Here is a 15,244-nt window from a genome sequence, read left to right as displayed (position 1 = left end):
CCACGACGTGTTCGTGCTCCAGGTGGCCGGCACCAAGTCGTGGCTGGTGCGCGAGCCGGCGGTCACCGACCCGCTGGCCCACCACCGCTCCGACCATGACGAGGCCGCCGCCCGGCCGGTGCTGTTCGAGGCCGACCTCGGCCCCGGCGACGCCCTCTACCTGCCCAGGGGCTTCGTGCACTCCGCGACGGCCCAGGAGGGCGCGTCGCTGCACCTGACCATCGGGGTCCTCGCCCTGACCGTCGCCGACGCCGTGCGGGCGCTGGTCGACGAGGCCCTCGAGGACCCCGCCTTCCGGGCCTCGCTCCCGGCCGGCGCGCTGGCCGACGGGGCGACGGCGGCCGCCGCCGTCGCCGAGGTGCCCGCCCGCCTGGCCGCCTGGCTGGCCGGGTCCGACGCGGCCGCCGTGGGCGAGCGCCTGGCCGACCGGTTCTGGTCGGGCCGCACCCCGCTCCTCACCGGGCAGCTCCTCCAGGTCGCCGGGCTCGACCGCATCGGCGACGGCACCGTCGTGCGCCGCCGGCCGCTGGCCGCCTGCCGGGTGAAGGTGGACGACGGGGAGACCGTCGTCGCCCTCGGCGACCGGGACGTGCACCTGCCGGCCGCCGTCGCCCCCGCCGTCGAGCGGCTGGCCGGTGGCCAGCCGGTGCCGGTGGCCGACCTCGGCGACCTGCTCGACGCCGGCAGCCGGGTCGTGCTCGTGCGCCGGCTGGTCCGCGACGGCCTCCTCGAGGTCGTCGGTGGCTGAGCGCTACCGCTGCGCGCCGGCGTCGCTCGCCCGCGACGAGCCCATGCCGGGCACCGCCTCCCGGGTGCGGAGCTGGGTGCTGGTCGAGCAGCCCGGCCCGTGGGGCCGCACGGCGCTGCGGGAGAGCCGCCTCGACCCGGAGGTGGGCGAGGCCCTGGAGGCGCTCGGCCGCCGCCACCGGGCCCGCGTGCTGCTCGTGCGCCGGCCGGGGCGGGTGGCGTCGCCTCACCCGCGCGTCTACCTCGCCCACACGGCGAGGACGGCGGGCTGGCTGGAGGAGCTGGACCTGCCGTCGGCCGCCGACCTCCTCGACCTCGACTGGTCCCGGATCACGGCGCCGGAACCGCCCGGCTACGGCCGGGCCTGCGCGGCGCCCGTCCACCTGGTGTGCACGAACGGCCGGCACGACGCCTGCTGTGCCGACATGGGGCGGCCGGTGGTGCGGGCGCTGGTGGCCGCCGGCGTGCGATCGGTGTGGGAGTCGTCCCACGTGGGCGGCGACCGCTTCGCCGCCAACCTCGTGTCCCTGCCGTCGGGGGTCTACCTCGGCCGGGTCGACCCGGTGACCGCGCCGGCGGTCGTCGCCGACCTGGAGCGGGGCCTGCTGCCGCTGCCCAACTTCCGGGGCCGGTCCTGCGACCCGCCGCTCGTGCAGGTGGCCGACGCCTGCGCCCGCCGGGAGACCGGGGTCGTCGAGATCGACGGGCTGCCGCTCGCCGGCGTGGAGGCCGTCGGCGACGACGCCGTGCGGGTGACGTTCCTCGCCCCCGGCGGCCGGCCGGTGCGGGTGCTCGTGGCCCGGCAGCGGGCCGACGCGGCCACCGTGCTCACGTGCACGGCGACCGCGGCGACCCACACCTGGAGCTACCGGGTGGACGACCTCGCCTACGACCGGTCGGCGGGCGCGACCTAGGACCGGCCGCCGGCCGGGCCGATGTCCTCCTCGCCGCCCGGGTACACGAACGAGTCCCGCGGCGAGTAGAAGCACGAGCCCTCGACGACCTGCAGCGGGCTGGCCGGGCGGAGCGCGTAGGTCGGGTGCTCGGGGTCGAGGAACTCGATGGTCTCGACCGAGAAGCCGTCGGCCAGCTCGCCGACGTAGGGGTAGTTGCCGGCGACGAGGCGGTTGCCGACCCGCGTGATGTAGCGGAGGTGGCCGCCGAGGGTCATGGCGATGCCGTCGCCGACGCTGGCCCGCGAGCGGATGACGGGGCGGCCGTCGACCTCGGTGGTGGCCGTCACCACGCCGTCGGCGACCTCGAGGGTGGTCGTGCCCGCCGACGCCGGCACCCCGCGCTCGGACGCGTAGGCGCGGACGGTCTCCGAGGAGTTGAGGTAGGCGGTGAAGAACCGGCCCGGCGTCACGCCGTCGGGCGCGTTGTGCCCGGCCACGTCGACGCCCAGGTAGGTGAGGGAGTAGGCGCCGAACCCGGTCGTCTGCTCGGGCGAGTCGACCACGTACTGGTTCATGTAGACGGCGTGGTTGGCCGCCGGCTCGAGCGTGCCGGGCAGGAGCGCGGCGCAGGCGTCGGGGTCCTCGGGGATCCAGCTCGTGTACAGCATCCGGCTGTGGAGGACGAGCTGGGGCGCGGGCAGCGATGAGGGCATGGCGGCGATTCTGCCCGACGCCCGGGACGGCCGGTCCCCGGCGCGGCCGTCAGCCGGGGAGGAGCGCCCGGACGGTGTCGATGGTGTCGGCCTCGGCCGGGGTCTTGTCGTCGCGGTAGCGGCGCACCCTGGCGAAGCGGAGGGCGACGCCGCCGGGGTAGCGGGGCGACGCCTGCACGCCGTCGAGCGCCACCTCGACCACCAGCTCGGGGCGGACGTGGACGACGATGCCCTCGGTGCGCACCTCCCTCGCCCGCAGCTCGGCCGTCTGCCAGGTGAGCAGCTCGTCGGTCAGGCCCTTGAACGTCTTGCCGACCATCACGAGCCCGCCATCGGGCCCGAGCGCCCCGAGGTGGAGGTTGGAGAGCCAGCCCCGGCGCCGCCCGTGGCCCCACTCGGCCGCCAGGACCACGAGGTCGAGGGTGAGCACGGGCTTGACCTTGCGCCACGCCCCGCCCCGGCGGCCGGCCTCGTAGGCGGACCCGGCCGCCTTGACCACCACCCCCTCGTGGCCGGCGGCCAGCGCCTCGTCCAGCACGGCCCCGGCCTCGCCCGGGTCGGCGGTGACCCGGCCCGGGACCCGCCAGGCGCCGGCCACCTCGTCGAGGACGGCCAGCCGGTCGCGGAGGGGCCGGTCGAGCAGGTCCTCGCCGTCCCGGTGGAGCACGTCGAAGAACCGGACGGTGAGCGACCCGCCCGACTCGCCGTCGTGGCGGCCGAAGCGGCTCATCACCTCCTGGAAGGCGTCGGGGCGCTCGCCGTCGCGCAGGCCGACGGCCTCGCCGTCGAGCACCAGGCGGTCGGCCGGCAGGGACCGGACGAGGTCGACGATGGCCGGCAGCCGGGCGGTCACGTCGTTCAGGCTCCTCGTGAACACCCGCACCTCGTCGCCGTCCCGGTGGGCCTGGATGCGGGCCCCGTCGAGCTTCCACTCGACCGACGCCTCGCCGCACGCCTCGAGCGCGGACGCGACGTCGGGGCTGCTCGCCGCCAGCATGGGCTGGACGGGGCGGAGGAGCGTGAGCCCGACGGCGGCGAGCCCGCCCGCGCCGCCCCGCCGGGCCACGAGCGCCACCTCGGCGAGGTCGCCGGCCAGCATCGCCGCCCGGCGCACGGCCGCCGCCGGCACGCCGGCCGCGCGAGCCACGGCGTCGGCCATCACTCCCTCCAGCGCGCCCTGGCGGAGGTCGCCGAGGAGGAGGCGGCGCAGGAGGTCGGCCTCGTCGGCCGTCGCCCGCCCGAACAGGTCGGCCAGCACGGCCGTCCTGGCGCCGACCGAGCCGGGGCCGGTCGTGGCGGCCAGCCGGTCGAGGGCGGCGTCCACGTCGGCGACGGTCAGGGACGGCTCGGCCGCCGGGGCGGCGGCGACGGCGGACAGGGTCGCCCAGCCGATCCCGATGCGCCCCTGGCGGGGCTCGCCCGACAGGAGGGCGACGGCGGGGACGACCTCGTCGTCATCGAGCCGGGCGACCAGCTCGGCCAGGGCCGCCACCTTGGCCGAGCGGGCCCCGGTGGCGGCCACGGCCGCAGAGGTGGCGACGACGTCGGCGAGCAGCACCCCGACAGGATGCCGCCCGCGGCCGCCGGCCGGTCAGACCTGCTCGAGCTGCCGCTCCGGCTCGACCGCCGGGGGCACGTCGTGGTGGCGCTCGACCTGGACGCGGGGCAGCAGGCGGTCGAGCCAGCGGGGCAGCCACCAGTTCTTGTCGCCGAGCAGCTCCATCGTCGCCGGCACGAGCAGCATGCGGACGATGGTGGCGTCGAGCAGCACGGCCGTGGACAGGCCGAGGCCGAACAGCTTGATGATGCGGTCGTTCTCCAGCAGGAAGCTGCCGAAGACGAACACCATGATCAGCGCGGCGGCGGTGATGACCTTGGCCGTGGCGGCCAGGCCGTCGGCCACCGACAGGCGGCTGTCCCCCGTGCGGTCCCACTCCTCCCGCACCCGCGAGAGCAGGAAGACCTCGTAGTCCATCGACAGGCCGAACACGATGGCGAACAGCATCATCGGGATGAACGGCTCGATGGGCGCCCCGTCGATGTCGAGGATCGGCCCGGCCCAGCCCCACTGGAAGGCGGCGACGACGACGCCGTAGGCGGCGCCGATCGACAGCAGGTTCATCACCACGGCCTTGAGCGGCACGAGGATCGACCGGAACACGGCCATCAGCAGCAGGAACGACAGGGTGAGGACGGCGAGGAAGAAGATCGGCAGGCGGGACGCCAGGTAGGTCGAGAAGTCGACGCCGATGGCGACCGAGCCGGTGACGGCGACGTCGAGGTCGGTGCCCTCCTCGGCCGCCGGCAGCACGTCGTCGCGGAGGCGGTCGACGAGCTCGGTGGTCTCGGCGTCCTGGGGCGCGGTGGTCGGGATCACCCGCCACAGCGCGGCCGTCGGCGCCGCCGGGTCGTTCGGGATGGCCGGCGAGGCGAAGGCCACGCCCTCGGCCCCGGCGAGCGCCTGGCTCACCCGGTCGAGCTCGGCCTGGCCGGCGCCGGCGGGCACCTCGGTGGCGAGCAGCAGGGGCCCGTTGAAGCCGGGGCCGAAGCCCTCGGCCAGCAGGTCGTAGGCCCGGCGGGTGGTGGTGTCCTCGGGGAAGTTGCCCTCGTCCGAGAAGCCCAGGCGCAGGCTCAGCAGGGGCACGGACAGCACGCCGAGCAGGGCCACGCCGAGCACGACGGCCTGCCACGGCCGGCGCTGGATGAGCCGGCTCCACCGGTACGACGGCGTGTCCCGCAGCTCCCGGCGGGCCCGCCACGGCACCGGCCGGCGCAGCGGGGCCAGCACGAAGCTGGCCGCCAGCACGACGAGGGCGAGGGGCAGGCCGAGCAGCAGCGGCGAGGCCTCGAGGCCGACGCCGATGAGCGCCACGGCGACCAGGCCGGCGGCGAGGAGCCCGCGCCAGCGGGTCAGCTCGACCCGCTCGCCGGCGAAGCCGAGCAGGGCCGGGAGCAGGGTGAGCGAGGCGATCATCGTGACGGCCACGACCACCGAGGAGCCGATGGCCAGGCCGTTGACGAAGCTGATGCCGTTGACGACGAGGCCGAGCAGCGAGATGACGACGGTCGTGCCGGCGAAGGCCACCGCCCGCCCGGCGGTGTCGAGGGCGATCTCGACGGCGTCGGCGATCGAGTGGCCCTCGTGCAGGTTCTCGCGGAAGCGGGTGACGAGGAACAGCGCGTAGTCGATGCCGACGCCGAGGCCGATCATCACGCCGACGGTGGTGGCGAAGTCCGGGATGGTGGCCAGGTTGCTGACCAGGCCGACGACGATCGAGCCGACGCCGATGCCGGCGAGGGCCACGCCGACGGGCAGGCCCATGGCCAGCACCGACCCGAAGGCGAAGATCAGGATGACCATGGCGAAGCCGAGGCCGAGGGCCTCCGACGACGGCGCCGCGAACTCGGCGAAGATGGCCCCGCCCAGCTCGACCTGCACGCCGTCGATGTCGGGCATGGCCGCCTGGATGGCCTCGGAGACCTCGGCCGCCTCCTCGACGGTCGTCTCCGCCGGCATCTCGATCTCGGCGTAGGCCAGCCGCCCGGCCAGCTCGCCCTGGCGGGCGATCTGCTGCGCGCCCCGCTCGGTGTACGGGCTGGTCACCCGGACGCCGGGCAGGTCCTCGACGGTGGCGAACACGTCCTCCATGACCGAGCGGACCTGGGGGTCGTCCACGCCCTGCTGGGCGAGGAACACGAGCGAGCCGGTCTGGCCGGCGCCCTGGCCGCCGAACTCCTCGTCGAGGATGTCGAGGCCGCGCCGGCTCTCGACGTCGGGCAGGGTGAACTCGGACCGGGACTCGCTCCCGATGGCGCCGAGGAGCCCACCGCCGACGACGACGGCGGCGAGCCACAGCAGGACGACGGTACGACGCCGCCGGTAGCACCAGCGGCCGAGACGAGCGAACACGGGTCCCTCCCAGGACGAGTCGAGGACACGGTACGCGTGGTGAGACGGCCGGGCCGCATCGAATTCACCGGTCGTTGGGCACACCGCCGGGCGCGTACGGTCTGCGGGTGTGAGCACGCCGTTCCAGGTCGCCGTCGACTGCGCCGATCCGCACCGCCTCGTCCGCTTCTGGGCGGAGGCGCTCGGCTACGAGGTCGAGGAGCAGGACGAGTCCTTCATCCGCAGCATGGTCGAGGCCGGCCACGCCACCGACGCCGACACCGCCGTTGTCGACGGGAAGCTGGTGTGGAAGGACGGGGTCGCCGCCGTCGACCCCGAGGGGAGCGGCCCCCGGCTGCTGTTCCAGCTGGTGCCCGAGGCCAAGGCGGTGAAGAACCGGGTCCACCTCGACCTGCGGGTCGGCGAGGAGCGGCACGAGGCCGAGGTCGAGCGCCTCACCGCCCTCGGCGCCACCCGGCTGTGGGACGGGCACCAGGGCCCGCACCGGTGGGTGACGATGGCCGACCCCGAGGGCAACGAGTTCTGCGTGGCCTGAGCGGCTAGCAGGGGGCGCGGGTGGCCGGCGCCAGCGCCGGCCGCACCACCGTCCCGGCCTCGCCCCGCACGACGGCGGCGGCGTCGTCGAGCGAGCCGATGACCGCGAAGCGCCCGCCGGACTCGACGAAGCGGCAGGCCGCCTCGACCTTGGGGCCCATGGAGCCGGCGGCCAGGTCGAGGCGGCGCAGCTCGGCCGGGGTCGTCTCGCCGAGCGGCCGCTCGTGGGCGGTCCCCCAGCCGTCGACCACGTGGGCGACGTCGGTGAGGATGACCAGGGCGTCGGCCTCGAGCCCGCGGGCGAGCAGCCCGGCCGACAGGTCCTTGTCGACCACGGCCTCCACCCCCCGCAGCCCGCCCCGCCCGTCGGCCACGACCGGGATGCCGCCGCCGCCGGCGCAGACCACGGTGGTGCCGCCGGCCACCACCCGGCGCACGGTGGCCAGGCCGACGAGGCGGCGGGGCTCGGGCGAGGCCACCACCCGCCGCCAGGAGGCGCCGTCGGGGGCGACGGCCCAGCCCCGCTCGGTCGCCACCGCCTTCGCCTCGTCCTCGGTGTAGACGGGGCCCACGGGCTTGGACGGGCGGGAGAAGGCGGGGTCGTCGGCGTCGACCACGACCTGGGTGAGCAGGGTGGCCACCCGGTCGGCCCCGAGGTGGCGGCCCAGCTCCTGTTCGAGGAGGTAGCCGAGCATGCCGGCGCTCTGCGCGTCGAGCACGTCGAGCGGCCACCGGGGCGCGTCCCGCACGGCCTCGTTCTGGAGGGCGAGGAGCCCGACCTGGGGCCCGTTGCCGTGGGTGACGACGACCCGGTGCTCGAGGGCGACGGTGGCCACGACCGCCGCCGCCGCGGCCACGTTGCGTCGCTGCACGTCGGGATCGAGCGGCTCCCCACGGCGCAGGAGCGCGTTCCCCCCGAGCGCGATCACGACCAGCACCCCCCATTGTCAGCATGTGGAAAGGTTCGGCGCCAGCCGGGCCGGGCCGCGACAGTGGGCGACGTGGACGCGGCGGTGCGCGAGGCGTGGGCGGCGGCCGGGGGCGACCCGGCCGAGCTGGCCGCCGTGCGGTGCACCGGGCCGGCCCACGCCCTGCCGTCCGCCTTCCGGGTGACCGACGTGGCCGCGGCCTCGATCGCCGCGGCCGCGCTGGCCGGCGCCGGGCTGTGGGCCGACCGCAACGGCGAGGCGCTGCCCGAGGTGGCCGTCGACCGACGGCACGCGGCGATCGCCTGTCGCAGCGAGCGCCACGTGGCCGCCGAGGCGCCCCTCGACTGGCCCGACCCGGTGACCGGCGACCACCGCACGGTCGACGGGTGGGCCAGGGTCCACGCCGTCTACCCCCACCACCGAGCGGCTGCGCTGGCCGTGCTGGGCGCCGGCGAGGACCGGTCCGAGGTCGCCGCCGCCGTGGCCCGCTGGGAGGCGGAGCGGCTCGAGGCCGCGGTGGTCGCCGCCGGCGGGGTGGCGGCGGCGCTGCGGCCGGCGGCGGCGTGGGCCGCGCACCCGCACGGGTCGACCGTCCGGGCCCTGCCCCTGCTGGCCGTCGAGCGGACGGGCGGCGGGCCGCCCCGCCCGCTGCCCCCGGCCGAACGCCCGCTGGCCGGCGTCCGCGTCCTCGACCTGACGAGGGTGATCGCCGGGCCGACGGCCACGAAGTGGCTCGCCGCGCTGGGCGCCGACGTGCTGCGGGTCGAGCCGCCGGGGTACCGGGAGGTGCCGGTGCTGGCCGTCGACACCGGCTTCGGCAAGCGGGCGACGGCGCTCGACCTGCGGGCGCCCGGCGACCGGGCGGCCTTCGACCGGCTGGTCGCCGGCGCCGACGTGCTCGTCGCCGGCCTGCGCCCCGGCGCCCTCGACGGCCTCGGCTACGGCCCCGCCCGCGTCGCCGCGCTCGCCCCCGGCCTCGTCACCGCCCGCCTGTCGGCCTGGGGCGGCACCGGCCCCTGGCGGGACCGGCGGGGCTTCGACAGCCTCGTGCAGACGGCGAGCGGCATCGCCGACGCCGGGCGGGCGGCCGCCGGCGCCGACCACCCCGTCCCCCTCCCCTGCCAGCTCCTCGACCACGCCACCGCCTACCTCCTCGCCCTCGGCGCCTGCGCCGCCCTCCGCCGCCGGGCCGGGGAGGGCGGGTCGTGGGCGGTGACGGCCTCGCTGGCCCGCACCGGCGCCTGGCTGGCCGACCTGGGCCCGGCCGACGCGCTCGGCGCCGCCGAGCCGACGGCGGCCGAGGTGGCGGCGGTGACGGCGACGGCGGCGACGGCCTGGGGGGCGACCACCCACGTCCGCCCGGCGGCCTCGATCGCCGGCGTCCCCGTCCGCTGGGACCGCCCGCCGCCGGCCGGTGCGGCGTCGCCGCCGGCGTGGTGAGACGATCGGCGGATGCGATTCGGGGTGCAGTTCTGGCGGTTCGACTGGGAGGGCGGGGCGCCGGCCATCGGCCCCCGGCTGGCGGCGTCGGCGGCCATCGTGGACGAGGCCGGCGCGGCGTCGCTCTGGCAGATGGACCACTTCTTCCAGATGGAGGCCCGCCTGCCGGCCGAGCAGCCCATGCTCGAGGGCTACACGTCGCTCGGCTTCCTGGCCGGCTGCACCCGCACGGCCCGGCTCGGCCTGCTCGTCACCGGCGTCACCTACCGCCATCCCGGCCTGCTGGCGAAGACCGTCACCACCCTCGACGTGCTGTCCGGCGGCCGCGCCATCCTCGGCATCGGCGCCGCCTGGTACGACCGCGAGCACGCCGGCCTCGGCGTCCCCTTCCCGCCGGTGGCCGAGCGCTTCGAGCGCCTGGAGGAGGCCATCCGCGTCTACCTCCAGATGTGCTCCGGCGAGGTCGGCCCGTTCGAGGGCCGCCACTACCGGCTGGCCGAGACCCTGAACGAGCCCCTGCCCATCACCCGGCCCCACCCGCCGATCCTGATCGGCGGCGGCGGCGAGCGGAAGACCCTGCGCCTCGTCGCCCGCTACGCCGACGCCTGCAACCTGTTCGCGCCCGAGCCCGCCTTCGTGGCCGGCAAGCTCGACGTCCTCCGCCGCCACTGCGACGCCGAGGGCCGGGACTACGACCGCATCGAGAAGACGATCCTCTGGGGCCGCCCGGTCGACGACGCCGACGCCACCCTGGCCGAGCTCGCGCCCTACGCCGGGCTCGGCGTGGACACGGTGCTGTTCCAGGTCGGCGCGGCGGCCGAGGCCGACGCGGAGCGCATCGCCGCCCTCGCCCCCCGCCTGGCCGACGTCGGCGCGTAGCCGCCCCTAGCGGGGGCGGACGGAGGCGGCCGCGGCCTCCGCCGTCGCCAGGTCGACGCCGGCCCGGCCGGCCAGCCAGCAGGCGAGCGGGGCGGCCGTGCGCTCCGACGCGTGGGCGGCCGTGCCGGCCAGGGCCAGCAGGCGGTCCACCTCGGCGTCGTCGGGCGGGTCGACGCCCAGCCGGGCGGCGAACGCGGCGATCCACTCCCTGGCCGTCATGGCCGGGAAGCTACGACGTCGGCCGGGGTGGGGCCGTCCCCCCCCCCCGGCCGCTCGCCGACCTAGAGGTCCGTCACCCGGTCCGGGTTCCTGGCGTCGAGCGTGTCGAGCGTGCCGCCGCCGGTGCGGTTGGCGAGGAACCAGTCACGGCCCCGCCAGCCGCTGGCGCTGTCGGCGTAGGCGTCGTCGCTGACGGTGGACCCGTCGAGGAAGAAGCTGCCGTTGGCACCGCCCGGGTGGGCACCCGAGATGTGGTCGACCCGGAACTTGAACTTCGGCGTCGAGCCCCACTCGGCGGCGATGGCGCACAGGCCCTCGGCCCCGGAGTCGGGATCGTCGTAGGTGGTCGACCCGGTGACGAGGATGTCCTCGCCGTCGCCGCCCCGCAGGGTGTCGAGGCCGTCGCCGCCGATGAGGAGGTTGCGACCGACGCCGACCTGGAGCAGGTCGTCGCCGTCCCCGCCGACGAGGGCGCCGTTGCCCTTGCCGCCGGTCACGACGTCGTTGCCCTCGCCGCCGTAGACGGTGCGGGGCGTCGTGACGTTCGACCCGACGGCGACCGTGTCGTTCCCGGCGCCGGCCAGCACGATCAGCTGCCCGGTCGGCGAGAACACGCCGGCGTTGACGCCGCCGATCGACACCCGGAGGCCGCCGCTGGCGGTGGCCACCTGGATGTTGTCGTTGCCGCCGGTGCCGTGGACGACGAGGGCCTGGCCCGCGCCGCACGGGTCGGTGCCGAGCTCGGCGCCGGCCACCGAGACGAACAGGTTCTCCTGCTCGCTCGTGCCGCCGTCCTTGTCGGTGGCCGTCACGGTGACGTTGAAGGTGCCGAACGTCGTGTACGTGTGCGACCGCGCCTCGGAGCCGCTGCCGCTCACGACCTCCTGGGCCGAGCCGTCGTCCCAGTCGATCGTGTAGCTGAACCCGGCCGCCTGGTCGGTCGGCGAGGGGTCGTCGGCGGTGAAGGTGAGCGAGAACGACTGCCCGGCGATGGCGGTGCCGCCACCGGTGATGCCGGCCGTCGGCGCCTGGTTGGACACGGTGAGGCTGGCGGCCGCCGAGTCGACGGTGCCGCCGGGGCGGCCGTCGGTGACCCGCACCTTCAGGTTCGAGGTGGAGTCGCCGGGGCCGTCGTCGATGCCGAGGGCCTCGAGGTCGTCGGCCGTGAGGGTCGGTGACACGCCGGTGGCGTCACCGAAGGTGCCGTCGCCGTCGACGTCCCAGCTGTAGGTGAGCGTGTCGCCGTCGTCGTCCGAGGAGCCCGAGCCGTCGAGGGTGAGGCCGTCGCCCTCCTCGATCGTGTACGGGCCGCCGGCGTCGGCCACGGGCGCCGTGTTGGCCGCCTCGACCGTGACCACGAACGAGTCGCTGTCGCTGCCGACGGTGTTGGTCGCCGTGCAGTCGATCGTGTGGGCGCCGACGGCGAGCGTGACCGGCGAGCTGACCGGCGTCGCGCCCTCGACGCAGGAGATCGTCGGCGTCGGGTTGCCGGTGGCGGTGACCGTGAACGTCACCTCCGCGCTCCCCGAGTCGGCCGGGCTCTCGGTGACCTCGAAGTCGGCCGGCACCGTGATCACCGGGGCCGACCGGACGTCGATGTTCACCGTGGCCGTGTCGCTGGTGGCGCCGTTGCCGGCCGTGTAGGTGAAGCTGTCGGGGCCCCCGTAGCCGGACGGCGCCGTGTAGGTGAAGCTGCCGTTGGCGTTGAGGGTGACGGTCCCGCCCTGGGCGGTCGTGCCGCTCGAGATGGCCGTGGCCGTCGGCACCGGGTAGCCGCCGTCGTTGGCGAGCACGCCGGGGGCGTTCACGGTGAGCGGCGTGCCCTGGGTGGCGGTGTAGCTGTCGTTGACGGCGTCGACCGGGACGCTCAGGTTGAGGCACCACCCGTCACCGATCGTGCCGGTGTCGCTCAGGGTGTCGTCGGCGACGTACAGGCTCCAGACGCCGGCCGGTGCCGTCCCGCCGAACACCGAGGTGAACGTGGCCGAGCCGGCCGGGGCCGGGGTCCCGTACGGGCCGGCAGGGGCGGGCGACGGGAACTCGTCGGTGCCGCTGTTGTGGTCGGTCGGCTTGAGCGAGACCGTCGTGTTGGGCGAGCCCCACGGCGACGAGTCGGGCGCCGAGGATGCGGCGGCGTCGGTGAAGGTCACCGTCACGTTGGACAGCTCGGTGCCGGCCGACTCACCGCCGCCGGCGTCGGAGACGACCACGAACTTCTGGCCGCCGGGCCCGACGAGCAGGACGTCGATGTCGTCGGCGGCGCTGTGGGTGACGTTGCGGAGCGTGACCGAGACGGTCCCGATGCTGCCCGACACCCCGCTGACCGTCACCTGCGACGGGTACGGGTTGGCCGTGCCGGCCACCCCGGGCCCGGCGCCGTCGTTGATCGGGAACGAGCCGGTGTTGCAGAAGGCGGCGCCGACGAGCGTCGTCTGGTCGATCACCGTCTGGGTGACCTGGCCGCTGCTCAGGTTGAACGCCCCGGCGCTCCCGCTGTAGGAGGCGGTGATCAGGTGCTGGCCCTCGGTCAGCGAGGAGGTCGTCCACGTGGCGACGCCGCTGCCGTTGAGGGCGGTCGGGCCGGACACGACGGTGGCGCCGTCCTTGAAGGTGACGGTGCCGACGGTGACGTTGCTGCTGTCGCTCGTCTTCGTCACGTGGGCGGTGAAGGTCACCGAGCCGCCGGTGGTCGACGGGTTCTGCGAGGACGACACGGTCGTGGTCGTGGCCGGGTCGGTGGTCGAGGTGATGTTGAGGCACCAGCCGCCGGCGAAGGAGCCGGTGTCGCCCAGGGCGTCGTCGTGGGCGAACAGCTGCCACGTGCCGTTGGGGTCGGTGCCGCCGAACAGCGAGGCGAAGGTCGCCGCGCCGGTGGGCTGGGCGTGCTGGTAGGGCCCGGCAGGGGCCGGCGACAGGAAGGCGTCGGTTCCGTCGTTGAAGTTCGACGGGCGCCACGTGCCGGTCACCCAGCCGCCGGCGTTGTCGGTCAGGCCGGAGGCGGCGGCGTCGTCGAAGGTCAGGGTCTGGTTCGAGATGTCGGGGCTGCCGCCGGCGTCGGAGACGAACACGTACTTCACGCCGGTCGGGCCCACGAGCAGCAGGTCGAGGTCGTCGCCGTGGGTGTGGGTGACGTTCTTGACCGTGAGGGTCAGGTTGGAGACGGCGCCCTCACCGGTGACGAAGATGCGCGACGGGTACGGCGTGGTCGCGCCGTTGTCGTTGATCGTGATCGCCCCGGTGTTGCAGTACGAGCCGCCGGTGACGACCGTGTTGTTGTCGACCGTCTGGGTGACCGAGCCGTTGCTGGTGGCGAACGAGGCGGTGCCGTTGTAGGTCGCCGTGATCGTGTGGACGCCCTCGGTCAGGGTGCTGGTGGTGAAGGCGGCCTGGCCGCTGCCGTTGACGGCGACGTTGGCGGCCAAGGTGGTGGCGCCCCTGGTGAAGGTGACCGTGCCGCTCGTGACCGGGCTGGCGCCGCTCGTGACCGTGGCCGTGAACGTGACGTTGCTGCCGGTGCGGGACGGGTTGTTGGACGACGTGACCGTCGTCGTGGTCGCCGCGGCCGAGAGGGACGTGACGTTCAGGTCCCAGCCGCCGGTGATCGAGGACGGGTCGCCGAGGCAGTCGTCGGTCAGGTACAGGCTCCACGTGCCGTTGGCGCTGGCGCCGTTGAAGGCGCTGGCGAACGTCGTCGACCCGGCCGGGGCGGGGTCGCCGTACGGCGCCGCGGGGGCGGGCGACGGGAACGACTCGCCGTCGGTCGAGGTGTCGTAGTCGGTCGGCTTGTAGGTGGCGCCGTTCGTCCAGCCCCCGGTGGCGGGGGCGAGCGACGAGCCGGCGTCGGCGAACGTGAGGGTCACGCCGCCGCCGGTCATCAGCGCCGAGCCGGAGTCGGACACGACGATGAGCTTCTGGCCGGCCGGCCCGACGAGCAGCACGTCGAAGTCGTTGTTCCACCCGGTCATGCCCTTGAGCGTCACCGAGACGCTCTGGATCGTCCCCGTCTGGCCGGAGACGTTGATCGTCGACGGGTACACCGACGGCGGCGTCCTCGTGCCCGAGCACGTGGCCGGGCCCTCGGCGTTGCTGATCGCCGTGTTGTTGGAGAACGTGGCGGCCTGGGCGGGCGCGGCGAGGAGCAGCACGGGGAACAGTGCTGCCGCCAACGTCACCACCGCCAGGACCGACACCCGCCGGACGGGTGAGGTCGGAACCTTCATCAGCACTGCCCCTCTGGTTCGTGGCGGGCCCTGGCCCGCCGGTCGATCACGCCGTCCGCCCCTTGTCGGCCGTTCTGTGCGTCAGTTGCGCGACGGGAACAGGCCTTCCAGGCAGATGCTGAAGTTGAGCGCCAGGAAGGGCTGGAGGATCCCGAACGGCTGGTTGGACCCGCCGCCCGAGACCATCCCGGGGTTCATGGTCGTGCCGTCCGCGGCCGCCTGGTAGGCGCCGTTCGCGGCGAGGAAGGCGTTGCCGGGACGGCTGGCGTTCGGCGCCACGCTGCTCGCCGAGACGGTGTGGCCGTGGACCGGCAGCTGGTTCTGGTTGAGCGTCACGGTCTCGGAGCCGGACGTCTCCCCGATCGGGTACGGGCTGAGCCCGGGGCCCTGCCCGAAGTGCACCGGCACCCGGCTCTGCAGGTTCGGCAGCGCGAACGTCGTCTGCCCGTTGCCCCCGTAGGTCGTCCCGATCAGCGCGAACAGCGCCGTGTTCTGGGAGATCGACAGGATCTGCCCGTTGCACATGGCCCAGCCACGCGGCGGGAAGTTGAACCCGTAGATGCGGATCTCGCCGATGAAGGCTTCGGACACGTGTCCCTCCCAGGTGTGCGTCCGGTGCTGCCCGGTTGTCATGGTGCGCGACGGGCACACGGCGACGGACGCCGGGACACTCGCCTCCCTCAGAGCCCGGCCCCGGCTCCGCCGCCCGTGACGGAGCCGCGATCAGGCCGGTTGGGATGATACTCGCTCGACGCCC

At 75.3% G+C, this 15,244-nt stretch carries 12 protein-coding genes; 5 read left to right on the top strand and 7 right to left on the bottom strand.

The window, feature by feature from the left end; all coding sequences use genetic code 11:
* Together VGB14_15500 and VGB14_15495 are read left to right on the top strand one after the other, a co-directional pair.
* Positions 1-748: cupin domain-containing protein (locus tag VGB14_15500; GenBank protein ID HEX9994334.1), on the top strand; the 748-nt coding region annotated here is incomplete at its 5' end.
* Complete coding sequence (locus VGB14_15495) at positions 741-1,661, top strand: sucrase ferredoxin (protein HEX9994333.1); 921 nt, start codon at positions 741-743, stop codon at positions 1,659-1,661. The genes VGB14_15500 and VGB14_15495, both read left to right, overlap by 8 nt.
* On the opposite strand, the gene VGB14_15490 is transcribed toward VGB14_15495, so the two are convergent.
* From VGB14_15490 to VGB14_15480, 3 genes are read right to left on the bottom strand one after another with little or no spacing between them, the layout of a single operon-like run.
* Positions 1,658-2,356 carry an acetoacetate decarboxylase family protein gene (locus tag VGB14_15490; protein HEX9994332.1) on the bottom strand — a complete coding sequence of 233 codons (699 nt, stop codon included), beginning with the start codon at positions 2,354-2,356 and terminating at the stop codon, positions 1,658-1,660. The two genes, VGB14_15495 and VGB14_15490, sit on opposite strands and share 4 nt — an antisense overlap.
* A 49-nt stretch (positions 2,357-2,405) precedes the next feature.
* A complete protein-coding gene (locus tag VGB14_15485) occupies positions 2,406-3,914 on the bottom strand; it encodes an ATP-dependent DNA ligase (GenBank protein ID HEX9994331.1) in 1,509 nt (502 codons plus the stop codon).
* Positions 3,915-3,947: 33 nt separating this feature from the next.
* Complete coding sequence (locus tag VGB14_15480; GenBank protein ID HEX9994330.1) at positions 3,948-6,266, bottom strand: MMPL family transporter; 2,319 nt, start codon at positions 6,264-6,266, stop codon at positions 3,948-3,950.
* 109 nt (positions 6,267-6,375) lie between these two features.
* On the opposite strand from VGB14_15480, the gene VGB14_15475 reads away from it, so the two are divergent.
* Positions 6,376-6,801 (top strand): VOC family protein, encoded by a 426-nt coding sequence (locus VGB14_15475; GenBank protein ID HEX9994329.1) that lies wholly within the window; start codon positions 6,376-6,378, stop codon positions 6,799-6,801.
* Between the two features lie 4 nt (positions 6,802-6,805).
* On the opposite strand, the gene arcC is transcribed toward VGB14_15475, so the two are convergent.
* Entirely contained in the window at positions 6,806-7,738 is a 933-nt protein-coding gene (arcC, locus tag VGB14_15470) for a carbamate kinase (protein ID HEX9994328.1), read from the bottom strand.
* 63 nt (positions 7,739-7,801) lie between these two features.
* Here arcC and VGB14_15465 point away from each other — a divergent pair, with 63 nt between their 5' ends.
* Together VGB14_15465 and VGB14_15460 are read left to right on the top strand one after the other, a co-directional pair.
* Positions 7,802-9,169: a CoA transferase gene (locus tag VGB14_15465; GenBank protein HEX9994327.1), complete on the top strand. Its 1,368-nt coding sequence runs from the start codon at positions 7,802-7,804 to the stop codon at positions 9,167-9,169.
* Between the two features lie 12 nt (positions 9,170-9,181).
* Entirely contained in the window at positions 9,182-10,048 is an 867-nt protein-coding gene (locus tag VGB14_15460) for an LLM class F420-dependent oxidoreductase (protein ID HEX9994326.1), read from the top strand.
* Positions 10,049-10,054: 6 nt separating this feature from the next.
* Here VGB14_15460 and VGB14_15455 read toward each other — a convergent pair whose 3' ends face one another.
* The 3 genes from VGB14_15455 to VGB14_15445 form a co-directional block, all read right to left on the bottom strand.
* Complete coding sequence (locus VGB14_15455; GenBank protein HEX9994325.1) at positions 10,055-10,267, bottom strand: DUF6457 domain-containing protein; 213 nt, start codon at positions 10,265-10,267, stop codon at positions 10,055-10,057.
* Between the two features lie 62 nt (positions 10,268-10,329).
* Entirely contained in the window at positions 10,330-14,487 is a 4,158-nt protein-coding gene (locus VGB14_15450) for an Ig-like domain repeat protein (GenBank protein HEX9994324.1), read from the bottom strand.
* Between the two features lie 81 nt (positions 14,488-14,568).
* Entirely contained in the window at positions 14,569-15,078 is a 510-nt protein-coding gene (locus VGB14_15445; GenBank protein HEX9994323.1) for a tail fiber protein, read from the bottom strand.
* Positions 15,079-15,244: the final 166 nt, after the last annotated feature.

Source organism: Acidimicrobiales bacterium (assembly GCA_036399815.1).
Taxonomy (GTDB): Bacteria; Actinomycetota; Acidimicrobiia; order Acidimicrobiales; family DASWMK01; genus DASWMK01.
The sequence above is the reverse complement of the archived record's forward strand: the minus strand, read 5'-3'. Positions and strand labels throughout refer to the sequence as shown.